The following is a 22,396-nucleotide window of genomic DNA, read 5'->3' on the forward strand; positions in this document are numbered from 1 at the left end:
GATCCTCTGCGGGTCGTGCCGCCTCACATCCCCCAAGGAGTACACATGTCCGTCACCGACCACCAGCGAAGCGTCGTACGCCGATCGACCGGCGCCACCAAGCTCGACCCCACTGACCTGCCGCCGGCCGGGCACTTCATCGACGGAGCCTTCCGCGACGCCCGAGCCGCCGAGACGCTCGAGATCATCAACCCGGCTTCTGAAGAGGTGATCACCGAGGTCGCCCTGGGCACCGCAGCGGACGTCGATGCCGCGGTCGCCGCGGCCGTCAAGGCGAAGGTCTCGTGGGCGCGCGTCGTGCCCAAGCAGCGTTCCGAGATCTTGCACGCCGTCGCCGACCGCATCGCGCAGAACCGCGACGTACTGGTCCGTCTGGAGTCGGCCAACACCGGGAAGCCCGTCTCGGTCGCCCGCGACGACGTCGACGGCACCATCGACACCTTCAGGTTCATGGCCGGCGCGCTGCGCGCGACCACGTCGATGGCGGCCGGCGACTACGCCGAGTCCCACCTCTCGGTCATCCTGCGCGAACCTCTCGGCGTGGTCGGCGTCGTCACGCCTTGGAACTACCCCCTCCTGATGGCGGCGTGGAAGATCGCACCGATCCTGGCCGCGGGCAACACCGTCGTGGTCAAGCCGTCCGAGCAGACGCCCTTGAGCACGCTGAAGTTCGCCGAGCTGGTCGCCGATCTGCTCCCCCCGGGCGTTCTCAACGTCGTGACGGGACTCGGCCCTGTCGTCGGCTCCGGCCTGGCGGCCCACGCCGCCGTCGACATGATCGCGCTCACGGGATCGGTCGGCAGCGGCAAGGCCGTCGCGCGCACAGCGGCGGACACTCTCAAGCGAGTCCATCTCGAGCTCGGGGGCAAGGCTCCGGTCGTGGTCTTCGACGACGCGGACCTGGACCTGGTCGCGACCTCGCTGCGCACCGCCAGCTTCTACAACTCCGGCCAGGAGTGCGGTGCGGCCTGCCGCGTGCTCGTGCACGAGTCGGTCGCGGACCAGCTCGTCGACCGCCTCGTTGCACAGGTACGCGAGCTGGTCGTCGGCGAGCCGGACGCGAGCGACGACATCGAGGTCGGTCCACTCGTCTCCAAGGCGCACTACGACCGCGTGCTCGCACATCTCGACCGTGCGTTCGACGAAGGCGCCCGCGCTGCGGTCGGCGGCGCCGCACTCGAGGGAACGGGCTACTTCGTCCAACCGACGGTCCTCGTCGACGTGCCCGCCGGCGCCTCCTGCACCACCGAGGAGGTCTTCGGCCCTGTTGTGACGGTTGAGACCTTCACCGACGAGGACGAGGCCATCAACCGCGCCAACGACGTGCCGCTCGGACTGTCGGCATCGGTCTGGACGAGCGACGCCCGCCGCAGCCACGACGTGGCCGCACGACTCGACGCCGGCACCGTCTGGGTCAACTCCCACCTCGTGCTTGCCAACGAGGTCCCCTGGGGAGGCTTCAAGGGCTCAGGGTATGGACGCGACCTGTCGATCTATGCCCTCGACGACTACTCGCGTACCAAGCACGTCATGCACTATCACGGACGCTGACTTGGACGGGGGCGCCCGGCGGGGTAACAGCCAGGCGCCCCCGGGCCGCGTGTGGCGCCGCGACAAGGGCCCTACAGGAGCCGGTCGTCGACCGGTGCGTGAGAGATGAGCTCGGGCGCACCCTCGGTGACGATGATCTGATCCTCGTACTTCGCGCCGACGCTCCCGCCGACCGCTCCCATGTAGCCCTCCACGCTGAGGACCATGCCCGGCTCGAGAACGCCTGGGTGATGGTTCGTGACGGTGACCGCCGGGTACTCGTCCGCGGCGCCGCAGCCGTGCGCGATGAAGGGGTACCGCTGCTGGCGATACCTCTCCGGCATACGGCTCCCGAGCATCTCGCCCAGCTCCGCAAAGCTGCGCCCGGCCACGAACTCGGGAATGCTCTCGTGGACGAACTCGTACGCCGCCTGGTACACCTCTCGTTGCTCCGTGGTGGCCGGGCGGTCGCCGCAGAGGTAGGTACGCGAGATGTCGGTCAGGTAACCGAACGGACCGACCAGATCGGTGTCGAAGGCCACCAGGTCGCCGTTCTCGACCACCCGATGGCTCGCCTCCTGCATCCACGGGTTGGTCCTCGGCCCCGAGCAGAGCAGCCTCGCCTCTGCATGGAGCGCACCGTGTGAAAAGGTCTCCCGAGTCAGATCGGCCCACAGCTGGTTCTCGGTCTTGCCCGGCGTCAGGTGCGGGAGGAATGCACGGACCGCCTCGTCGACCAGGCGTGCGTTGTCGCGGTGGATCTCGAGCTCGAGAGGTGTTTTCACGGCACGGGCTGTCTCGAGAGCCGGCACTGCGTCGACCACCTCTATGCCGCGGGCGGCAAGCTCGATGAAGGCGACCGCGTCAGCACGATCCACACCCAGCGGTTCGTGCCGCAGGCCCCGCGCCTCGAGCTCCGCGGCGACCTCGCCGATCGCCGTACGTGCATCTCGCCTGCTGTTGGGTCCTGATCCGAAGAAGCTGAAACCTGATGCTTCCCGGATCTCGCCGTCCCAACGCGACCGACTGACGTGGACCTCCTCGGCGCCCTCCCACAGAATCGGGGCGTCCTCGGCGAAGACCAGGGCCCACCGGTACGAGCAGTGCAGGTTGAACACCAGAAAGGCCCCGTCGCACGTCACGTAACGGACGTTCGCCGGATCGAAGAGCAAGGCAGCAGGGAGTCCCGCCGCTCTCAAGCTCGTCTGCGCGCGTGCCAGACGCTCAGAGCTGAGCGCGTTGACGTCCACCGACAGCTGCTCGACGACCTGCGTGCCAGTCCTCACTGCGAGTCCTTTCCTGTCCCTGCGTGCGTGTTGTCGTACGTGAATTCGTTTCTCGCATAACGCAACAAAGGCGCTCTATGAAACTGACCCTAGGCACGCGCCCGAGGTTCGGTCAAGCGGCGCCCCGCGAGGCGGAGTCTCGCCTGCTCGCGCAGTCGAGCTCTTGACAGAAGACAGTTGGGGCGCCGTACGATTGTTTCGTACGGTACATCTGTACCGCGATACGGAACACACGACATGTGTTGGTCAGCGATTTTCGGTGGTTTGGGAGGATTCTGTGAGTTTGTTGACGCGCACGGCCGCTCCGGTCGGTGACATCGCGGCGATGGTGGCGCGCCGAGCCGTGGGGTACAGCCTCGAGTCGTCCTTCTACGCCAGCCAGGAGGTCTTCGACCTCGACCTGGACGCCATCTTCAGCCGGCACTGGCTGTTCTGCGCCGCCGAGGCGGAGCTGCCCGAGCCGGGCGACTATGTCACGGTCGACATCGGCCCGTACTCGGTGATCGTGGTGCGCGACGACGACGAGCAGGTCCGGGCGATGCGCAACGTGTGCCGGCACCGTGGTGCCCGGATCCTGCAGGAGCGGTGCGGCGCGGTGGGCAACCTCGTGTGTCCGTACCACCAGTGGACCTACCGCACCGACGGCAGCCTGATCTTCGCCGAGTCCCAGCCCCCGGAGTTCGACCGGGAGCGGTTCGGCCTCAAGCCGGTGCACGTGCGCACCGTGGCCGGTCTCGTCTTCGTGTGCCTGGCCGACGAGCCGCCGGCCGACTTCGACGAGGTGGCCCAGGTCATCGAGCCGTACCTCGCGCCGTACCGGCTCCAGGACGCCAAGGTCGCCCACCAGACCGACCTGGTCGAAGAGGGCAACTGGAAGCTGGTCATGGAGAACAACCGCGAGTGCCACCACTGCGACGCCTCACACCCCGAGCTCCTCACGGCCTACTTCCCGTTCCACCGCTACTCCGAGGACGACGTCACGCCGAGGATGCGCCCGGCGTTCGAGCGCTACCAGGCGGCCTCCGCGCATCTGGACAACGTCTGCTCGATCCTCAAGGCCCCCCGTGACGTGAGTCGCGAGCTCGACAGCCGCCCGACCGGCTACATGATCATGCGGCTGCCGCTCGACGGCGACGGCGCCTCCTTCGGTCAGGACGGGGCGCAGGTGTGCCGCAAGCTGATGGGCGAGATCCCCGAGCCCCGGTTCGGCGACCTGTCCCTGCACCTGCAGCCCAACTCGTGGTTCCACCTGCTCAGCGACCACGCCGTCGTCTTCAGCACCCTGCCCATCGCACCGGGCAAGACCCTCGTGCGCACCACCTGGCTGGTCCACGCCGATGCCGTCGAAGGCGTCGACTACGACATCGACACCCTCACCGCCGTCTGGCGCGCCACCAACGACCAGGACCGGGCGCTGGTCCAGAGGGCCCAGCGCGGCGTGTCCGACCCCGGCTACGAACCCGGGCCCTACGGATTGATCGAGGACGACGTCGAAGCCTTCATCAACTGGTACATCGGACGCCTGCGCGAGCACCTCATCCCGCACCCCGACCACCTGGGACTGCTCACCCAGGCATCCGGCCAGTGACCCCAGCGACCACCGGAGCAAGAGAGATGTCGGTCACCCACGACACCCAGCAGCGCGGCACGACGCCAACCGACGCAGCATCCATGGATCGTCGATTCCTGCCTCCCCCGTGGTCCCCCGACTGCTGGGGCGAGAACGACCGGACCGTTCTCGTGTGCCGTGCCGTCTCCGAGATCACGCACGACATCAAGAGCTTCACGTTCGAACCGCAGGGCGACTACACCTTCACGTTCGAGCCGGGCCAGTTCCTGACCCTGCTGCTCGAGATCGACGGGCGCCCGGTCAACCGCTGCTACACCATCTCGTCGCCCCCCACCCGGCCCCACCGCCTCGCCATCACGGTCAAGCGCGTCGTCGGCGGCCCCGTCTCGAACTGGCTGCATGACAACGTCAGACCTGGCAGTGAGATCACGGCGCTGGCGCCGCTCGGGGCGTTCACCCTGAGCCGTCAGCCCGCCGACAAGTACCTGTTCTTGTCGGCGGGCAGCGGCATCACGCCGCTCATGTCGATGACGCGGACGCTGTTCGACCTCGGATCAGATGCCGACGTCCTGTTCGTGCACAGCGCCCGCACTCCCGCTGACATCGTGTTCCGCCGGGAGCTCGCCGCAATCGAGACCGTCATGCCCAACGTCCGGGTCGCGCACGTCTGCGAGAACGACTACCCCTCGGAGCATTGGACTGGGCTGCGCGGTCGACTCTCGGCCGACATGCTTCGGACGCTTGCGCCCGACCTCCACGAGCGAGTCACCTTCACCTGCGGGCCCGCCGCATACATGGCATCCGTGCGACGGATCCTGTCGGACCTGGGCTACGACATGGGCAGCTATCACGAGGAGAGCTTCTCGTTCGACGCCCCAACGCATCCCGGGACCGCACTCCTGCCCGAAGGAGTCCAGTTCGATGATCTCATCGCCTCGCCGACCACCTCGGCTGGCCGGCCGGGGTCCGCTGACACCCTCGACACCTCGGTGACCACCCACGCGGTCGAGTTCGTGCGGAGCGGCCGGACCATCACCTGCCGGGCAGACGAGAACGTGCTGGACGCCGCACTGGCCGCCGGCCTGCGGCTTCCCTCATCCTGCAGCCAAGGCATGTGCGGGACGTGCAAGGTGTCCAAGCTGTCCGGCGAGGTGGAGATGAACCACAACGGGGGAATCCGTCCCCGGGAGATCGCCGCGAACAAGATCCTCATCTGCTGCTCGAAGCCGCTCAGCGACCTGAGCATCGATGGTTAGCCCGTCGTTGCCCAACCAGTTCGACGTCGTCGAGCACGCTCACCGCCAAGGCCCCAAGCATGTGCCCAGCCTCGGTCGACAGCGCCACTCGACTGGCTCCTGACGAGCGCGAGAGGCTGCTGCGCGTAGGCCGGTCCCGGCACACCCCCCACGGCGTGGCCATCCGGGCCCAGCTCGTCGCCGACTGCTCCGACGTGGGCGTCACGGAAGCCGCACGGCGGTCCTCGGTGAGCCGGTTGACGGCGGCGAAGTGGTGGCGTCGCTATCTGGCCGCCGGTATCGATGGCCTCGCTGACGCTCCTCGCACCGGCCGTCCGCCGGCTCCGGAAGACGTCGTCCATCGGATCATGGGCTGCGCGCTCCACGAACCTCCTCCCGGCGCCAAGCGCTGGACGACCCGCAGCGTCGCGGAGGTGTCCGGCGTCAGCCAGGCCACGGTGAGCCGGATCCGACGCCAGCTCTTCCGCCACGCCGAGCCGGGCGAGGCTCTGCTGCCGGACCTGTCAGGGTCGGTCGTCACCTACGTCGACGTCCACCGGTCCGGATGCGCCCTCGGGTTCCATGCAGCGCCAAGGGCGCCCGCCCTCTCTGCGCCGTCACGGGCCGCCCGGACGGCGGCGGTCGAGACCATCGTCTGCGCCCCGCTGTTGCGCCGGTCGCTCACCGGTCATGACCCCACGACGGCGGAGGGCGCGTGTGGCGGTACCGATGCCCTCGCACTGCTTCGTCGTGCGGCAGAACGTCTTTCGCCCATGCCCGTCACGTTGGTCGTCGACGTGGTTCTCGACTCGGCGGCACAGCGGTGGTTGTCACGTCACCCCGAGATCAGGGCGTACTCCGTCACCGGGAAGCGCTGGTTCGGCATGCTGCACCGCATCGCCGACGCCGTGGACCCACGACAGCTCGCCGAGCTGCAGGAGGTCCAGCGCCTCGTTCGCATCGCTCGGAGCGAGGGCGCCCGAGAGTTCGTCTGGTCCCGGCCCTTCGACGCATCGAAAGCCATCCTCGACGACAGGGCCGACGGCCCCGGGATCGAGCCCCCGAAGGGGGACCTGATGGATGTGGTGCGAGGCATCTGCATGGCCATCAGCGCGGGCGAGATGCAGGCCGGCGAAGCCATCTCGGTGCGTCGCATCGCCGATCAGTCGCGCGTGCCGTCAGGACGCGTTGCCTACGTCCTCGCCCAGCTGGCAGAGGAAGCACTGATCGACAAACGGTCGGGACGGTACCGGCTGCCCGTTCCCACACCCCGCGACGTCGTCGAGACGTACACGGCGCGCGGCTTGCTCGGCACCGCGATCGTTCGCCGGCTCGCATCGGTCCGCCGGGCCCTGCCAGTCACGGTCGACGAGCACTACGCCGGGCTCGTCCGGTGTGACCAGCTCGGGCTCGTCCCCGAAGCCAGCGCCATCGACCTGGACCTGCAGGACGAGCTGGCGAGAGCGGCCACCATGCCGCGGATGGGGTGGATGTTCGTCCGCCTCAGCCTCCAGCTGCGCATCTTCGTCACGATCTTCGGCCTGAGCTACCGCTACCCGACCGACGAGATCCTCGCCGACGACCAGCGCATCCTGCTCGAGATCCGCCGCGGCGATCCAGCCGGGGCGGTGGAGGCCTGGCACAGCAAGATCGACAACTGCGGGCGCTTCATGCTCACTCACCTCTCCGCGACTGAGTGACTGCCGAGGTGCGGGGGTCCCTCCGACGTATGCGGCCTCTGACTATCGTTGACGGGTGAGCCTCTCCAAGCCGGTAAAGCCAACACTGCTGGCTGACCACGTGTACGACGTCCTGCACGCGGCGATCATCAGCGGCGAGCTGCCGGCCGGGTCACGACTGCGGATACGCGAGGTCGCGGCACAGGTCGGCACCAGCGTGATGCCGGTCCGTGAGGCGATCCGACGCCTGGAGGAGGGCGGCTTCGCTCACCGTGAACCGCACAAGGGCGCGGTGGTCAAGGGCCTGACGCTCGAAGAGCTGGTCCAGGTCTACGGCGTCCGCAAGATCCTGGAGCGTGAGGCTGCCCGGTTCGGCAGCGAACGCATCACGCCGAAGGACTGCGCCCGGATGGAGGCCGAGCTTGACCTCATGCGCGCCGCTGTCGCGGACGGGCGCCTCGAGGATCATCTGCGCCACGACGAGGCGCTCCTGACGATCCTCTACGAGGCGAGCGGCAACGCCGTGCTGGTCAGCACCATCCAGGGCCTGTGGCAGCAGTGCCGCGCCTACAAGACCGTGGGCATCAAGGCCACGTTCGACTCCACGAAGTCGAACGAGTGGCTCTGGCGCTACCAGCGCGACCTCGTGGCAGCCGCGCGGGCCCACGACCCCGAGGCCGCCGCCGCGGCGTCCGAAGCCTCGCTCGACGTAGCAGCCGAAGAGGTGCGCCAACGTCTCGCCGATGAGACCAGTCTCGCCGACGCGGCGGCACCTGTCTGAGAGCCGATCCTGGGTTCAGGGAAGGTGCGGGCACAGATGGGCGAAGAGCAGCTGCAGCACATTTCGTCAAACGTGGTCAAAAGAACGTAAGCAACGGCCTCACGCCTGGATAGACACGCCATCCACGATCGCCGCGCACTCCCTCACGGTCGAGACCGCGGGCGCTCGATGCGCACCCAGCCTTCGCGAGACGCACGACCGCCCCGGGTCGCAATGAGCTTCTGACTCGGAGAACGGGGCTCTTGACGGTCTCCTGACCCGACTGCACCATTCCGAGCACCGAACGCCGCTGTGTCGGTGTGTCAGCCCGCCTCACTGTTCTCTGCCTGCCGCCGGCCCGTGCCACGAGCCCTCGCGTCTTGACTCCGCTCCACACAGTCCAAACCTGCGCACCGTCGGCCGCCCGCGGTCAATCCACGGGAAGTCGTCGTGACCTGTCGGCTGAGCGACCCGTCGGGGCATCGCCCCTCCAGCACCTCTCGCATGCCTCACAGAGAAATCGAACATCCACCAAGGAGATCTGATGTCATCGAGTATGCAAGTCGGAACTGCCGCCTCGGAGGATACCTCGGCGGCGTTCAAGCGTCGCTTCATGAGGAGGCTGGTCGCCGTCCTCATCGGCGGGATGTTCCTCGACGGCTACATCCTGGGGATCATCGGTCCCGTGACCAGCGACATGACCGCCGATCTCGGCCTGTCCCCCCTCTGGGTGGGCCTGATCGCGGCGGGCCCTTTGTTCGGCATCTTCATCGGCTCGCCGCTCGGGGGCTGGGCCACCGACAAATGGGGCCGTAAGCCGCTGTTCCTGATCGACATGGGTCTCTTCGTGATCGCATCGTCGCTGCAGTTCTTCGCCGGGGCGCTGCAGTTCTTCGCCGACTCGGCCGTGCAGCTCTTCCTGGTGCGGCTGCTGATGGGTGTCGCGATCGGCGGCGAGTACTCCATCGGCTGGCCGTTGATGTCCGAGTTCGCTCCGGCCCGGCTGCGTGGCCGGCTGCTGGGCGTCACGTTGATCGCCTGGTATGCCGGATTCATGGTCGCGTTCCTCGTCGGGCACCTGCTAGTCGATTCCACTGATCTGAGCTGGCGGGTCATCCTCGGGTCGAGCACCCTGATCGCGGTCGTCCTGTTCCTCGCTCGGCTCGGGCTGCCGGAGTCGCCCCGCTGGCTGATAGACAAGGGCCGCCGGAAGGAAGCGCTCACCGTCGCTCGACGCTACATGGACAGCTCGGAGGAGATCTCTGACGTCGTCCACGAAGGCGACCACACACCGCTCCCGCAGGGCTCCGTCAAGACGTTGTTCTCGCGGCAGTACTGGCGGGCCACGCTCTTCACCTCGGGCTTCTGGTTCTGCGCCGTCGCACCGTACTTCGCGATCGCGACCTTCGCCGACAGCGTGCTGGAGCAGTACGGCCTCAGTGGTGGGCTCGCCGGTGGCGTCGGGCTCTCCGCCGTAGCGCTCATTGCGGTGGTGATCACGGTCCTGCTGATCGACAAGGCCGGCCGCCGCGTGTTGACCGTCCCGCCGCAGTGGCTGTGCACCGCCCTCCTCGCGATCATCGGCCTGTGGGCAGGAGCGCCCCCGCTGCTCGTGCTGGTCCTGTTCCTGCTCTTCTCGTTCTTCAACGCGATCTACACGACGCTGACGGGCATCTACCCGACAGAGGTGTTTCCGACCGAGATCCGTGGGATAGGGACCGGCTTCGCGGCCGCCGTCAGCCGTATCGGAGCGGGCCTCGGCACCTTCCTGTTGCCGTGGACCATGACGAACCTCGGCGCCGGACCGACCATGCTGATCGCCGCCGGCGTCGCCGCAGTCGGCGCCGGACTCTCGCAGTGGCTGGCTCCCGAGACGAAGGGAAAGAGCCTCACCGAGACCGCCGCGGGCTACTCGCACTAGCGGGTCTCTTGCTGAACGCCAAGGGCGCTGAGCCGGCGGAGTGGCCCGCGGACGACATTGTCACCGCGGCCACTTCGCCGGCCCAGCCGACTGTCCCGTCGGGCACACGTGCGGTGCTGGCACGGCTCAGGGGCCGGGCCTCGCACGGCTCAGGCGCCGGGCCTGGCACGGCTCAGCTGGACCAGACGCAGTCGTCCGACGTGATGGGGTCACAGTGCAGGCATCGGAGTGTCCGGCAACCGGGGCAGGTCTGGAGGGCGTGCCCACACTCACATCGAAGCTGGGCGTCGACCCGCGGATCGGTTGGCAGGGCCAGCGATGCGGGCTGGCCATCCGGAGGGGAGGTGGTCACCTGGGTTCCCACCGGACAAGCGCAAGTTCGCCTGGGCCGCCGGAGGGTTGCAGCCGCTGCTGCGGCGGCGACGCTGTCCACCACAGCCCGCACCCCGCGGTGAGCGAATCACTGGCGAGCTGCCAGTCGCCCCGAACGATGAGCACCATGCCGTCTGTGGCGGAGATGGTGGTCGGCTCCGTCACGACGTCGAGGTGTGTTGCACCGCGATCGCGTCTGGTCATGATGTTGAGAACGGTGCACGGGCCGGCGATGAGGGAGCAGTGCAGCCGGGACGCACCGTCGAACCGGAACGGTGCACCTCGAGTGTCCAGCTGGTGGTTCGTACTGGTTCCACGAAGCCGCAGCCCGTCGCCGCTGAGCAGCATGATCGTGCGCTCAACACCGGGAAACTGCGAGAAGGGCCCGTCGGCACTGATGGTGGCAACGGACGCTCGCCACGCGAAGGTGTCCAGGTCCGCCCCTGGCGGCCAGCTCACGAGCTCGCGAGTCGTGCCCCCGTGGTTCTTCCACGGTCGGGCTGGAACATCGTGGAGAGAGAAGCGGTGGACGTTCACGTCTGCGATACCCCATCGATTGGTTGCCAAGGACGGTCCCGGCTCGTTGTGTCACCCTGGGCCACGGGCTACGCCCCGAGGAGTCCGCGCAGCACGGTCGCCAGGGCGGTCGCGCCCGCCTCGGCGTCGGCGTCCGGCACGTGCTCGTCCGGCGAGTGGGAGACACCGGTCGGGTTGCGTACGAACAGCATGCCCGTGGGGAGGTGGGCTGAGAGAACCCCCGCGTCGTGGCCGGCGCCGGTGGCCAGCCGCGGCGCATCAGGCAGGGCAGCACCGAGCCGGTCACGCAGACCGGCGTCGAACTGCACAGTAGGGCTGACCGACTCCTCGACGAGGTGCGTCGCGCAGCCTTCAGTCGAGGCGATCGCCGCGGCCCTGCCTGCGATGTCGGCCACGACGGCGGCGGTCACGGCGTCGTCGGGGTGCCGCACGTCGAGCCACAGGTCGACCTTGGAGGCGATCACGTTGGTTCCGCCGGGCACGGGGACGATCCGGCCGACGGTGGCCCGTGCTTGTGGCTGTGCGCGCGCGACGTCCCGGATGGCGGTGATGATCGCGCCGGCGGCGACCATGGGGTCGCGTCGATCGTCCATCAGCGTCGTGCCCGCGTGGTTGCCCTGGCCCGTGATGCGCAGCCGCCAGCGGCCATGGCCGAGGACGGACGTGCCGACAGCGACTGGTTGCCCGAGGTCGACCAGTCCGCGGCCCTGCTCGACGTGCAGCTCGACGAACGTTCCGATCCTGCTCAACGCCTCCTCGTCGCGGCCGAGCCCGCTGGGGTCCAGACCGTGCCGTTCGGCCGCTTCGGCGAAGGTGATGCCGTCGTCGTCGACCAGCCGCGCCGCTTTGACCGGGTCGATGTCGCCGGCCATGAGCCGGGATCCGAGGCAGGCGACTCCGAACCGGGATCCTTCCTCCTCCGGGAAGACGGCCAACCCCAGGGGCCGGGTCGCTCTGAGACCGTCCCGGCGCAGCTGGTCGAGCGCCGCCAGCGCGGAGGCGACACCGAGCGGGCCGTCGAACGCTCCGCCACCCGGCACGGAGTCCAGGTGGCTGCCGGTGACCACCGCGTCGCGCAGAGGCGCGCCGGTCGGGTTCCACCAGGCCCAGATGATGCCGTTGCGGTCGGTTTCGACATCCAGTGAACGGCGAGTGGCGTGCTCGATGAACCAGTCCCGCAGATCCAGCTCGGCACCGGAGTAGACGGGGCGGCTGTAGCCGCCACGGGTCTGGTCGGTTCCGATGTCGACGATCTCCTCGAGCAGTGCCGCGACGCTGCTCGGCGGGGCCACGTCGGACGGCTGCTCAGGCATGGCTCGCCGCCCGGATCGCGTGAGCAGTGAAGCGTTCCGGGGCCCGGGCCGTGCCTGTCGCTGCATCCGCGGCGAACTCACCGATCAGGGGGGCGAACTTCGCGCCGTGACCGGAGCAAGCCGACACGAGGGTGATGCCGTCCGTGGTGTCGATGAGGAAGTCCTCGCTCGGGGTGTTGGTGAAGAGGCAGGTCGTCTCGGCGTAGGGCTCAGGAACCAGGCCGGGAAGGTACCTCTTGACGTACTCGACGATCCGCTGCCGGTTGCCCGCGTCGATCTGACCGTCCTGGTCGGCGGCACTGGCCATCTTCCGGCCGGCGTTGTACTCGGCCAGCTTCTGCCCGCGAAACTCGGCGTCTCGCCCGCCCGGCAGGCTGTAGGTCTGGATCGACTCGTCCTTGTGGATGAACGTCGGCCAAAGGCCGCTCTGGTCGCGGTACGGAAAGTGGTACGCGTTCTCCTGGCTGACCTCGAACCGCGGCAGGCCGGCCCGGAAGCCGTCGCTGACCGGCAGCTGCTCCAGCAGCGTCGGAAGCCAGCCTCCGGCGGCCACGACGATCCGTTCGGCGTCGATGTGCGCGTCGTCACTGTGCAGGCGGTAGCCGCGGCCGGTCGCATCGACGCGGTGGACGGGCCAGTCACTCAGTACCTGTGCCCCATGCGACACCGCCGCGTCGACCATCGCGTTCACCGTGGCCTCCGCGTCGATCACACCGGCACCGGGATGCCACAGGACCTCGGTGTCGGTGGCGATGTGCGGGAACCGCTCTTGCGCCTCGACGGCGCTGAGCAGCTCGTGCTCGACACCGACCTGCTCCATCACCGCTGCCAGGCGCCGTGGGTCTCTGACTCCACCGAGGTCAAGGGAACCGGTCGGGGTGATCAGCTGCCGACCGCTGACCTTCTCCAGCTCGTCGAACCCGGCCTTGGCGCGCACCACGAGCTCGGTGTAGAAGGCGTCGGGGTAGGGGTACCGGAAGATCCTTGCCGAGCCGTGGGAGCTGCCGTCGTGGGCGGCGGGCCGGGTCCTTTCGACGAGCGTCACCTCGTGACCGCGCCGTGAGAGGCTCCAGGCGGTGGCTGCGCCGGCCAACCCGGCACCGACGACGACGTACTGCGAGTTCATGGTGCGACTTTCTGCGAGAACGCGACGTTCGAGCCAACGCGAGGCGGGCGAGCCGGAATCCCTTGTGGCCCAGCAGGTCTCACTGGCCCATGTACGGGTAGGTCCAGTCGTACGGCGGGTGGAAGTTCTCCTTGACGAACCGGGCGTTGACCCAGCGCTGCAGCGCCAGTGGGGAGCCGGCCTTGTCGTTGGTGCCGGATCCGCGGCCGCCGCCGAACGACTGCCGGCCGATCAGCGCCCCCGTCGGCTTGTCGTTGACGTACGTCATGCCGGCGGTGTCGCGCAGGGCCGACAAGGCGGAACCCACGGCAGCCCGATCGTTGGCGAAGATCGAGCAGGTGAGGGCGTACTCGCTGGTGGTGTCGACGAGGTGAAGAACCTTGTCCCAGTCGGAGTCGTCGTAGACGTGCACGGCCAGCAGGGGTCCGAAGAACTCCCTTTCCATCAGGAACGACGTCGGGTCCTCGGTGACGAAGATCGTGGGGTCGACGAACCAGCCCTGCTCCGTGTTGACGGTGCCTCCGGTGAGGATGCGGTGGCCGGACAGCTCCTTGGCCGCCTCGATGGTCGACTCCAGACGACGCAGCGACATCTCATCGATCACTGCGCCCATGAACGTCTCGTGCTGCGTGGGGTCGCCGACCTTGAGCTGGCCCACGGTCTCGGCCAGTCGACCCTCGAGCGACTTCCACAGGCTGCGCGGGATGTACGCCCGCGACGCCGCGGAGCATTTCTGGCCCTGGAACTCGAACGCGCCACGGACCAGTGCCACCAGAAGGGCGTCCGGATCGGCGGAGGCGTGAGCGACGACCGCGTTCTTGCCGCCTGTCTCTCCCACCACGCGCGGGTAGCTCTTGTAGCGGTCGATGTTGTTCGCGGTCTTCTTCCACAGGTCACGGAAGATCGCGGTCGAGCCGGTGAAGGCGAGCCCGGCGAACCGCTCGTGCCCGAGGGCGCGCTCGGTGACGGTGGCGCCCGAGCCGTGCACGAGGTTGATCACGCCCGGCGGGAACCCCGCCTCCTCGAACACCTTCATCAGCACCTGGGCGCTCAGTGCCGCCTTCTCCGACGGCTTCCACACGACGGTGTTGCCCATCAGCGCCGGCGTGGTCGACAGGTTCGCGCCGATGGCGGTGAAGTTGAACGGGGTGACCGACAGGACGAACCCCTCCAGGCCGCGATGGTCGAGGAAGTTGAGCTCCTGTGCCGGCGAGGGCGGCTGGGTCTGATAGATCTGCGCGGCGAAGTGCGCGTTGTAGCGGAAGAAGTCCGCGGTTTCGCAGGCGGAGTCGATCTCTGCCTGGTGGAAGGTCTTCGACTGGCCGAGCATCGTCGTGGCATTGAGCTCGTCGCGGTACTTGCCGCTGACCAGCTCGGCGGCGCGCAGCAGCACCGCGGCACGATCCCACCACGGCGTCCGAGACCAGTCCTGACGAGCGGCCAACGCTGCCTCGATCGCCCTGTCGACGACGGAGTCGTCGACAGCCGAGTAGTGGCCCAGGACATGCCCGTGATCGTGTGGGGCGGTGACCGGTACCGGATCGGTCACGGGGAGCCGTTCGCCGTTCACGACATGTGGCAGCTCACGGACCTCACCGGCGACTCGGGCGATCTCGGCCTCCAGGGCGACGGCCTCGGGCGACTCGGGCCGATAGTCTCGGACCGGCTCGTTGACCGGCTCGGTGATGCGGATGCTGCCTGCGACGGTGGCGGGCAGGTGGTTCGACATGGACATTCAGGGTTCCTAGCTTTGGTTTGGGGTGGTCGTCCCCGGGCGTGGAGTCAGCCGCTGACGAGGGAGCGGAGGAAGAAGATGAGGTTCGCCGGCCGTTCGGCCATGCGCCGCATCAGGTACGGGTACCACTCGGTGCCGTACGGCACGTAGATGCGAATGCGGTAGCCCTCGTCGGCCAGCTTCTGCTGGAGGTCGCGCCGCACCCCGTACAACATCTGGAACTCGTAGCTGCTGCGGTCCACGCCGAGCCGGACCGCAGCCTCCTTGACGTGGTCGATGCACCGGTCGTCGTGCGTGCCGAACGCCGGATCGGGCAGGTGCTCCAGGGCCCAGTCGGTGAGGTAGAGGTACTGGGACGTGACCTCGTCGTGTGCCTGCAGGGCCCGCTCTGCCGTCTCCAGGAAGGCCCCCTTGACCAGCCGGATCCGCGGCTTGGTCTTGGTGAACGACTCCAGGTCGTTGGGGGTTCGCCGCATGGCGGCCTGCATCGCGACCCGGGTGTCGGGGTAGTTCTCCAGGGCCGCGCGGAACGCCTCCAGCGTGGCCCCTCCCACCGAGCTGTGTTCCATGTCGACCTCGACGAGGACGCCGACGTCGTCGGCGGCCCGCAACAGGTCGTCCAGGTGGGCGGCGCACACCGCCGGGTCGAGCCCGATGCCGAGCTGTGACAGCTTCACCGAAACCGTGGCCCCGGGGCACTCCCGGGCAATCGCCTGAACGGCCTCGATGTAGGCCGCGGTGGCGACGGCGGACTTCCGCAGGTCCTCGACTGTCTCACCGAGCAGGTCGAGGCTGACGGCGATGCCCCGGTTGTTCAGGTCCTTGGTGACCTGAATCGCTTCCTCCAACGTGGTGCCGGCCACGAACCGGCTGACCAGCTTCCGCGTGCGCGGGTTCGTGCCCAGCTGTCTCTCGAGCCGCTTGTTGTTCGCGGCGACGAGGAGAAGGCGCTTCAGCATGTCTGACCTCCGGTCAACTGTGGGGTGCGGTGAGCCTCAGGGTCGTGGCCGGACAGCCCCCTTGACCTGGCAGCTCGACCTTGTGTGATCACACTCTAGATGTGATCACACATCACAACAACCCTGGAAGCGCACCTTTCCGATGGCCGCCGCTTCCCGCCCCAGTCGGACGGACGCCCGGTCAGTGGTCGTCAGTGGTCGTCAGTGGTCGTCAGTGGTCGATCGTGGCCTCGAGCCGACGTCGAGCGCTGATCACTGAGTCGCGGGTGATGCGCATGGCTCCTCGGACGTCACGCCGGGCCACGGCCTCCACGAGCTCGGGCTGGGGTGTCCAGAGAGACTGGTCGCCGGCCTGGATGGCGGCCGTGGCACCGATCATCTTGTACGGCCGGCACTGGAGCCAGAGAGTCTCGATCAGTCCCGTCAGGACGGAGTTCCCAGCTGCCGAGTACAGGTGACGCAAGAGACTCTCGTCCTCGTCGAGGGCGTCCTGGACACGCTCCTCGGACACGGCCTGCTGCATGCGGGCACAGGTGGCCCGCATGGCCTCGATCGCGTCCTCGGTGACTCTCGGGGTGCCCTTTCGCGTCGCCTCCACCTCCAGAGTCAGTCGCACGTCATAGATCTCAAGGAGCTCGGCGGTGGTGAAGTCACGGACGATCGCGCCCTTGTGCGGGCTGCTCGTGGCCAGGCCCTCCTCCTCGAGGCGGCGAATCGCGTCTCTCACGGGCATCACGCTGGTGCCGCACATGGCGGCCAGGTCCCGGATCCTGAGCCGGCTACCTCCCGGCAGCTCGCCCGTGAAGATCGCGTTGGAGATGACCTCATAGACCTGGTCGGCAACCAGGGCCGGCTTGGCAGGTCCTGCGAGCTGACCGGACGACATCCAGATCCTTCCTGGCAACGTCCGACCCTCCGGGCGGACGACAGAATGTGATCACAAACATAGCTTGTCGACTGCCCCCGGACAACACGACACGACCGTCGCACGAGGGCGACGCGTCGGCGCGCGCAGCTATGGAACTGGCCTTGCCCTCGATGTGATCACATGTCAGACTCAGCGCGTCATGAGGCGGCGGCAGCCGTTCACCGCAGCCCAGCCGCATACCCCTCCCCCGACTTCAGCCGACAGGCGACGGGCTCCGTCACGGCGGCGCTCCCCCAGATGGAGACATCCGTGCCGCACACCTACCGAGTCTTCAGGGCGGTGCCTTAGGTGCCCCAGCTGTGCCAGGCGGCCTCCTCCCGACCGGGAACCAGCCGGGTGGTCGTGATCGGTGACATGGAGGCAACGCGCCTGGCCTGCTCGCTGTTGCGGGAGCGCTCCTCGGTGGTCACGCATCTGCTCGAACCCACGGAGAAGGATGTCGCGGAAGCGCTGGAACGCGACGTCGACGCACTCGTCGTGATCGTCCACTCCGACGTGCAGGCCCTGCGCTACGCCCTTCTTGCGTCTCACCTCCACCCCGGCCTGCGCATCGTCACGACGGTGTTCGACAGGACGGTCTCGGCACATCTCGCGAAGGTCGTCCCGAACTGCGTCACGACCTCGCCGGCGGACGTGTCCTGCGCCTCCATCGTCGGCGCCGCCCTGGTCGACGGGGCCCTGGCCATCCGTGACACGGCGCGCGGCCCAGTGCTCGTCTCACGCGGCGCCGGCGCCCAGACACTTACCGAGCGCCCGTGGCGACCGGAGAAGGCACGATGGCGTGGCTGGGAACGCCTGGTGCCCCGTTGGCACGGCGGCTCCCCGGGGCTCCTGCTCAGTGGGCTGCTCGGCCTCGCCACCATCTTGCTGGTGGACTGGCTGCTCACGGTCGTCGTCCTGCACGTGTCCCCGGTCGAGGCGTTCTACGCCGCGAGCCGGACCGTCTCAACGGTCGGTCCGGGAGACGCCGACCGCCATCCGGCCCCCTCCTGGTATCTCATCCTGGCGGCGGCGTTCATGCTGGCCGCGATCGTGTTCACCGGCACCTTCATCGCCGGGCTGGTCGACTGGCTCATGTCCACACGGACCATCGGCGTGATCGGCCGCCTTGCGCTTCCGCGCCGTGGCCACGTCGTGGTGGCCGGGTTGGGCCAGGTCGGACTGCGTACCTGTCTGACGCTGCAGAGCCTCGGCGTGCCAGCGGTCGCCATCGAGCGCAACCCGGACGCCGAGAATCTCCGACTGGCCCGAAACGCCGGCATCCCCGTCATCATCGGTCACGCGGAGGACCGAGCGACGCTGGCGCGCGTCCGACTGGGCCACGCCACGGCGCTCGTGGCGCTCGGCTCGGACGAGTCGGACAACGTCGCCATCGCCATCACTGCTTTGGCAACGGCACCCGGCGCGCGCGTCATCCTGCGAGCCGGCGAAGACCCCGTCATCGCCGAGACCCGGTCCCTCTTCCGTATCGGCCGAGTGGTTGACGTGTCCGCCCTCGCCGCGATGGTGGCCATGCTCCACGCGACAGGCCGACCCCCCTCGCTCAGCTTCTGCGAAGAAGGCGCTGTCCACGCCATCGTCGAAGAGGGAGAGCTGGCATCCCATCGTCCGTCCAGATGCGAATGCGCCACCGTGGGCGGGAAGCAGCCGCTCAGCCTTGACGCAGGCACCCAGCGACGGGGCTGACCATTAGAGCACGCGGCGGATGGACCTCTCGAAGTGCACGGCGTGCTGTAGAGCCAGCTCCGCCGCGCGGTCGCCATCACCACTGGCGATGGCACGGAGCAGGTCGATGTGCTCGCGGATGTGCTCCTCGATCGACGGGAGCCGGTCGAGCACGACGCACCAGATGCGGGTCGCGAGGTTGTCGAGGCGGACAAGGGTCTCCTCGAGATGCTCGTTGCCCGCGGCGCTGTAGATGAGACGGTGCACGTCGATGTCGTACTGCATGAGGGCCCGGTTGCTCTCTCGCCCGCCGTCCATCTGCTCGATCTGGTCGGCCTTGGTCAGCAGCGCCTGACGGCTCTGGGGGCGCGCGGTCGTCGCGGCTCGGCGGGCGGCAAGAGGTTCGAGCACGGTACGCATCTCGGACACCGCGGCGAGGTCGGTGATGTCCACCTGGGTCGCGAACGTGCCGCGCCGCGGGTAGGCCACGACGAGGTGGTCGAGCTCGAGCTTCTTGAGACTCTCGCGGACCGGGGTGCGGCCTATGCCCAGCTCGAGGGCGAGGGCCTGCTCGTTGATCGGCGCACCAGGGGCGATGTCCAGCATGATCAGCCGGTCGCGGATCTCGTGGTAAGCCCGTTCGGCCATCGAGGCGTAGGTGTCCTGGCTGGACCCACTGACCACCGCATCGACACTCATTGCTGCTCTCCCCTCGTCCGGCGGCCTTGGCCACCGCCACCGTAGGCCACGCCGAGACGGGGCCGGCGAACCCATTGACCGTGAGCCGCGTTAGACATATCGTAGCACCGAGATTGATATATCAGTCGCCGACCAGGCAGATATCAGGAGTGGTGAGATGACGATCGACGGACCAACCCAGACCACGGTGCTCCCCGACCGCCCCCTCGACGGCGCCGTCGACGGCGCGCCCGACCGTGAGCTGGGCGGTGCTCTCAACGGTGCCCTCGCGGACGTGGACGCCGAGGTGGCGGCCGCGATCGGTCACGAGCTCGAGCGCCAGCAGGACACCCTCGAGATGATCGCCTCGGAGAACTTCGCTCCCGTCGCCGTCATGCAGGCACAGGGCTCGGTGCTGACCAACAAGTACGCCGAGGGCTACCCGGGTCGGCGCTACTACGGCGGCTGCGAGCACGTCGACGTCGTCGAGTCGCTGGCCATCGCGCGCGTCAAGGCGCTCTTCGACGCAGAGTTCGCGAACGTCCAGCCCCACTCCGGCGCGCAGGCCAACGCCGCGGTCATGCACGCGCTCCTGCGTCCCGGCGACACCATCCTCGGCCTGGAGCTCGCCCACGGCGGGCACCTGACGCACGGGATGCGCCTCAACTTCTCCGGTCGCCTCTACAACATCGTCGGCTACGGCGTCCGCGAGGACACCCACCTGATCGACATGGCCGAGGTGGAGCGGCTGGCCAAGGAGCACCGGCCCGCGATGATCATCGCCGGGTGGTCGGCCTACCCGCGCCAGCTCGACTTCGCCGAGTTCCGTCGGATCGCCGACGAGGTGGGCGCCGTTCTCTTCGTCGACATGGCGCACTTCGCCGGGCTCGTTGCCACCGGGCTGCACCCGTCGCCGGTGCCGCACGCCCACGTCGTCAGCTCGACCACGCACAAGACCCTCGGCGGCCCGCGCGGCGGCATCATCCTGACCAACGACGCCGACATCGCCAAGAAGATCAACTCTGCCGTGTTCCCGGGCCAGCAGGGCGGCCCGCTCGAGCACGTCATCGCCGGCAAGGCCGTCGCCTTCAAGCTCGCCGCCACCGAGCAGTTCGCGCAGCGGCAAGCCCGCACGCTGCAGGGAGCCGCGATCCTCGCCGACCGCCTCAAGGCCACGGACGTCGCCGCGCGCGGCATCAGCGTGCTGACCGGAGGCACGGACGTGCACCTCGTGCTCGTCGACCTTCGCCACTCCGAGCTCGACGGCCAGCAGGGCGAGGACCTGCTGCACTCGATCGGCATCACGGTCAACCGCAACGCCGTGCCCTTCGACCCACGCCCGCCGATGGTGTCCTCGGGCCTGCGGATCGGCACCCCCGCCCTGGCGACGCGCGGTTTCGACACGGAGGCCTTCGAGGAGGTCGCCGACATCATCGCCACCGTCCTGGCCGCCCCGCCGGGGACGGCCGACCTGCCGGCCCTGCGCGCCCGGGTCGACTCCCTGACCGCCCGATTCCCGCTCTACCCCGGTATCCAAGGAGGCCTGGCGTGAACCAGCGCGAGCTCCCCCAGCACCCTGACTTCCTCTGGTCCAACCCCGAGCCGAAGCAGAGCTACGACGTCGTGATCGTCGGGGGCGGCGGCCACGGCCTGGCCACCGCCTACTACCTGGCCAAGAACCACGGCATCACGAACGTGGCTGTGCTCGAACGCGGTTGGCTCGCCGGCGGCAACATGGCCCGCAACACGACGATCATCCGGTCGAACTACCTGTGGGACGAGTCCGCCGCCATCTACGAGCACTCCCTCAAGCTGTGGGAGGGCCTCGAGCAGGAGCTCGGCTACGACATCTTCTTCTCCCAGCGCGGCGTGCTGAACCTCGCCCACACGCTGCAGGACCAGCGAGACTCGGTCCGGCGGGTCGAGGCGAACCGCCTCAACGGTGTCGACGCCGAGTGGGTGGACGCGCAGCAGGTCAAGGAGCTGTGCCCCATCATCAACATCAACGACGACATCCGCTATCCCGTCATGGGCGGCACCTTCCAGCCGCGGGCCGGCATCGCCAAGCACGACTGGGTCGCCTGGGGCTACGCCCGCCGGGCGGACGAGCTGGGCGTCGACCTCATCCAGAACTGCGAGGTCACCGGCTTCGTGATGGACGGCGACCGCGTCGTCGGGGTCGAGACCTCCCGGGGACGGATCAACGCCGGCAAGGTCGCATTGTGCGCCGCCGGACACACCTCCGTGCTCGCCGACATGGCCGGGTTCCGTGTGCCCATCCAGTCGCATCCCCTGCAGGCCCTGGTCTCCGAGCTTCACGAGATGGTGCACCCCACCGTCGTCATGTCGAACCACGTGCACGTCTACGTCTCCCAGGCCCACAAGGGCGAGCTCGTCATGGGCGCCGGCGTCGACTCGTACAACGGCTACGGCCAGCGCGGCTCGTTCCACGTCATCGAGCACCAGATGTCGGCGGCCGTAGAGCTCTTCCCGATCTTCGCCCGGGCCCACCTGCTGCGCACCTGGGGCGGCATCGTCGACGTGACGCTCGACGCCTCCCCGATCATGGGCCGCTCCCCGGTGGACCAGATGTACGTCAACTGCGGCTGGGGCACCGGCGGCTTCAAGGCGGTGCCGGGCGCCGGCTGGGCCTACGCGCACACCATCGCCCACGACGAACCTCACCAGCTGAACCGCGCCTTCGGGCTCGAGCGCTTTGTCAGCGGCGACCTCATCGACGAGCACGGCGCCGCCGCCGTGGCCCACTGACGCGAAAGGGACTTCCATCATGATGCTCATCGAGTGCCCCTACTGCGGCCCGCGCAACGAGCCGGAGTTCGCCTACGGCGGTCAGGCACATGTCGCCTACCCGGAGGACCCGAACGCCCTGTCCGACGAGGAATGGGCGCAGTACCTCTTCTACCGCGACAACCCCCAGGGCTCCTATGCCGAACGGTGGATGCACTCCGCCGGCTGCCGCAGGTGGTTCAACGCCATCCGCAACACCCGCACGTACGAGATCCAGCACGTCTACCGCCTCGACCAGGCCCGCCCCGACCGAGTCGCACCAGCACCCACCACGAGCAGGCAGGAGGCATGAGC

18 protein-coding genes are annotated in these 22,396 nt (G+C 68.4%); 10 read left to right on the forward strand and 8 right to left on the reverse strand.

All coding sequences use genetic code 11. The features are described 5' to 3' along the window. Positions 1 to 45 precede the first annotated feature (45 nt). Positions 46 to 1,551, forward strand: coding sequence for an aldehyde dehydrogenase family protein (locus tag ACFQU3_RS14480; RefSeq protein ID WP_385910924.1), 1,506 nt, complete (start codon positions 46 to 48; stop codon positions 1,549 to 1,551). A 71-nt stretch (positions 1,552 to 1,622) separates the two neighbouring features. On the opposite strand, the gene ACFQU3_RS14485 is transcribed toward ACFQU3_RS14480, so the two are convergent. Then, complete coding sequence (locus tag ACFQU3_RS14485) at positions 1,623 to 2,816, reverse strand: M24 family metallopeptidase (protein ID WP_385910926.1); 1,194 nt, start codon at positions 2,814 to 2,816, stop codon at positions 1,623 to 1,625. 277 nt (positions 2,817 to 3,093) lie between these two features. Here ACFQU3_RS14485 and ACFQU3_RS14490 point away from each other — a divergent pair, with 277 nt between their 5' ends. The 5 genes from ACFQU3_RS14490 (at position 3,094) to ACFQU3_RS14510 (ending at position 9,981) form a co-directional block, all read left to right on the forward strand. Then, the gene (locus ACFQU3_RS14490; RefSeq protein WP_385910928.1) at positions 3,094 to 4,404 is read left to right on the forward strand and encodes an aromatic ring-hydroxylating dioxygenase subunit alpha; all 1,311 of its coding nucleotides are present in this window, start codon (positions 3,094 to 3,096) and stop codon (positions 4,402 to 4,404) included. An 83-nt stretch (positions 4,405 to 4,487) separates the two neighbouring features. Continuing rightward, the gene (locus ACFQU3_RS14495; RefSeq protein ID WP_385910930.1) at positions 4,488 to 5,642 is read left to right on the forward strand and encodes a 2Fe-2S iron-sulfur cluster-binding protein; all 1,155 of its coding nucleotides are present in this window, start codon (positions 4,488 to 4,490) and stop codon (positions 5,640 to 5,642) included. Between the two features lie 59 nt (positions 5,643 to 5,701). Then, the gene (locus tag ACFQU3_RS14500; RefSeq protein WP_385910932.1) at positions 5,702 to 7,321 is read left to right on the forward strand and encodes a helix-turn-helix domain-containing protein; all 1,620 of its coding nucleotides are present in this window, start codon (positions 5,702 to 5,704) and stop codon (positions 7,319 to 7,321) included. Between the two features lie 55 nt (positions 7,322 to 7,376). Next, on the forward strand, positions 7,377 to 8,081 hold the full coding sequence (locus ACFQU3_RS14505; RefSeq protein WP_385910934.1) for a GntR family transcriptional regulator: 705 nt from the start codon (positions 7,377 to 7,379) through the stop codon (positions 8,079 to 8,081). Positions 8,082 to 8,673: 592 nt separating this feature from the next. Then, complete coding sequence (locus tag ACFQU3_RS14510; protein WP_385910936.1) at positions 8,674 to 9,981, forward strand: MFS transporter; 1,308 nt, start codon at positions 8,674 to 8,676, stop codon at positions 9,979 to 9,981. A 348-nt stretch (positions 9,982 to 10,329) separates the two neighbouring features. Here the strand turns inward: ACFQU3_RS14510 and ACFQU3_RS14515 are convergent, their stop codons facing one another. The 6 genes from ACFQU3_RS14515 to ACFQU3_RS14540 form a co-directional block, all read right to left on the reverse strand. After that, complete coding sequence (locus ACFQU3_RS14515; RefSeq protein ID WP_385910938.1) at positions 10,330 to 10,890, reverse strand: HutD family protein; 561 nt, start codon at positions 10,888 to 10,890, stop codon at positions 10,330 to 10,332. A gap of 68 nt (positions 10,891 to 10,958) precedes the next feature. Then, complete coding sequence (locus ACFQU3_RS14520) at positions 10,959 to 12,203, reverse strand: allantoate amidohydrolase (RefSeq protein ID WP_385910940.1); 1,245 nt, start codon at positions 12,201 to 12,203, stop codon at positions 10,959 to 10,961. Continuing rightward, positions 12,196 to 13,329 (reverse strand): FAD-dependent oxidoreductase, encoded by a 1,134-nt coding sequence (locus ACFQU3_RS14525; protein ID WP_385910942.1) that lies wholly within the window; start codon positions 13,327 to 13,329, stop codon positions 12,196 to 12,198. The genes ACFQU3_RS14520 and ACFQU3_RS14525 overlap by 8 nt, the downstream gene beginning before the upstream one ends. A 79-nt stretch (positions 13,330 to 13,408) precedes the next feature. After that, positions 13,409 to 15,064, reverse strand: coding sequence for an L-glutamate gamma-semialdehyde dehydrogenase (gene pruA / locus ACFQU3_RS14530; protein ID WP_385910944.1), 1,656 nt, complete (start codon positions 15,062 to 15,064; stop codon positions 13,409 to 13,411). 47 nt (positions 15,065 to 15,111) lie between these two features. Then, entirely contained in the window at positions 15,112 to 16,023 is a 912-nt protein-coding gene (locus ACFQU3_RS14535) for a proline dehydrogenase family protein (protein WP_385910946.1), read from the reverse strand. 211 nt (positions 16,024 to 16,234) lie between these two features. Then, complete coding sequence (locus ACFQU3_RS14540) at positions 16,235 to 16,909, reverse strand: GntR family transcriptional regulator (RefSeq protein ID WP_385910948.1); 675 nt, start codon at positions 16,907 to 16,909, stop codon at positions 16,235 to 16,237. 396 nt (positions 16,910 to 17,305) lie between these two features. On the opposite strand from ACFQU3_RS14540, the gene ACFQU3_RS14545 reads away from it, so the two are divergent. Then, positions 17,306 to 18,637: an NAD-binding protein gene (locus ACFQU3_RS14545; RefSeq protein WP_385910950.1), complete on the forward strand. Its 1,332-nt coding sequence runs from the start codon at positions 17,306 to 17,308 to the stop codon at positions 18,635 to 18,637. Positions 18,638 to 18,640: 3 nt separating this feature from the next. Here ACFQU3_RS14545 and ACFQU3_RS14550 read toward each other — a convergent pair whose 3' ends face one another. Continuing rightward, positions 18,641 to 19,315 (reverse strand): GntR family transcriptional regulator, encoded by a 675-nt coding sequence (locus tag ACFQU3_RS14550; RefSeq protein WP_385910952.1) that lies wholly within the window; start codon positions 19,313 to 19,315, stop codon positions 18,641 to 18,643. 157 nt (positions 19,316 to 19,472) lie between these two features. Between ACFQU3_RS14550 and glyA the strand changes: the two genes are divergently transcribed. The 3 genes from glyA to ACFQU3_RS14565 are packed head-to-tail and all read left to right on the forward strand — an operon-like array spanning position 19,473 to position 22,394. Further along, the gene (glyA, locus tag ACFQU3_RS14555) at positions 19,473 to 20,846 is read left to right on the forward strand and encodes a serine hydroxymethyltransferase (protein WP_385910954.1); all 1,374 of its coding nucleotides are present in this window, start codon (positions 19,473 to 19,475) and stop codon (positions 20,844 to 20,846) included. Then, positions 20,843 to 22,063, forward strand: coding sequence for a sarcosine oxidase subunit beta family protein (locus ACFQU3_RS14560; protein ID WP_385910956.1), 1,221 nt, complete (start codon positions 20,843 to 20,845; stop codon positions 22,061 to 22,063). Before glyA ends, ACFQU3_RS14560 begins: the two co-directional genes overlap by 4 nt. A gap of 19 nt (positions 22,064 to 22,082) precedes the next feature. Next, a complete protein-coding gene (locus ACFQU3_RS14565) occupies positions 22,083 to 22,394 on the forward strand; it encodes a sarcosine oxidase subunit delta (protein ID WP_385910958.1) in 312 nt (103 codons plus the stop codon). Positions 22,395 to 22,396: the final 2 nt, after the last annotated feature.

Source organism: Terrabacter sp. GCM10028922 (genome assembly GCF_042666095.1).
Classification (GTDB): Bacteria; Actinomycetota; Actinomycetes; order Actinomycetales; family Dermatophilaceae; genus Terrabacter.

Excerpts from the sequence above, each read along its gene's own strand:
- ACFQU3_RS14545 (WP_385910950.1), top strand. The coding sequence starts at position 17,306 with ATGGAGGCAACGCGCCTGGCCTGCTCGCTGTTGCGGGAGCGCTCCTCG.
- glyA (WP_385910954.1), top strand. The coding sequence starts at position 19,473 with ATGACGATCGACGGACCAACCCAGACCACGGTGCTCCCCGACCGCCCC.
- ACFQU3_RS14550 (WP_385910952.1), bottom strand. The coding sequence starts at position 19,315 with ATGAGTGTCGATGCGGTGGTCAGTGGGTCCAGCCAGGACACCTACGCC.
- ACFQU3_RS14535 (WP_385910946.1), bottom strand. The coding sequence starts at position 16,023 with ATGCTGAAGCGCCTTCTCCTCGTCGCCGCGAACAACAAGCGGCTCGAG.
- ACFQU3_RS14495 (WP_385910930.1), top strand. The coding sequence starts at position 4,488 with ATGGATCGTCGATTCCTGCCTCCCCCGTGGTCCCCCGACTGCTGGGGC.
- ACFQU3_RS14540 (WP_385910948.1), bottom strand. The coding sequence starts at position 16,909 with ATGTCGTCCGGTCAGCTCGCAGGACCTGCCAAGCCGGCCCTGGTTGCC.
- ACFQU3_RS14480 (WP_385910924.1), top strand. The coding sequence starts at position 46 with ATGTCCGTCACCGACCACCAGCGAAGCGTCGTACGCCGATCGACCGGC.
- ACFQU3_RS14520 (WP_385910940.1), bottom strand. The coding sequence starts at position 12,203 with ATGCCTGAGCAGCCGTCCGACGTGGCCCCGCCGAGCAGCGTCGCGGCA.
- ACFQU3_RS14525 (WP_385910942.1), bottom strand. The coding sequence starts at position 13,329 with ATGAACTCGCAGTACGTCGTCGTCGGTGCCGGGTTGGCCGGCGCAGCC.
- ACFQU3_RS14500 (WP_385910932.1), top strand. The coding sequence starts at position 5,702 with ATGTGCCCAGCCTCGGTCGACAGCGCCACTCGACTGGCTCCTGACGAG.
- ACFQU3_RS14565 (WP_385910958.1), top strand. The coding sequence starts at position 22,083 with ATGATGCTCATCGAGTGCCCCTACTGCGGCCCGCGCAACGAGCCGGAG.
- ACFQU3_RS14510 (WP_385910936.1), top strand. The coding sequence starts at position 8,674 with ATGAGGAGGCTGGTCGCCGTCCTCATCGGCGGGATGTTCCTCGACGGC.
- pruA (WP_385910944.1), bottom strand. The coding sequence starts at position 15,064 with ATGTCCATGTCGAACCACCTGCCCGCCACCGTCGCAGGCAGCATCCGC.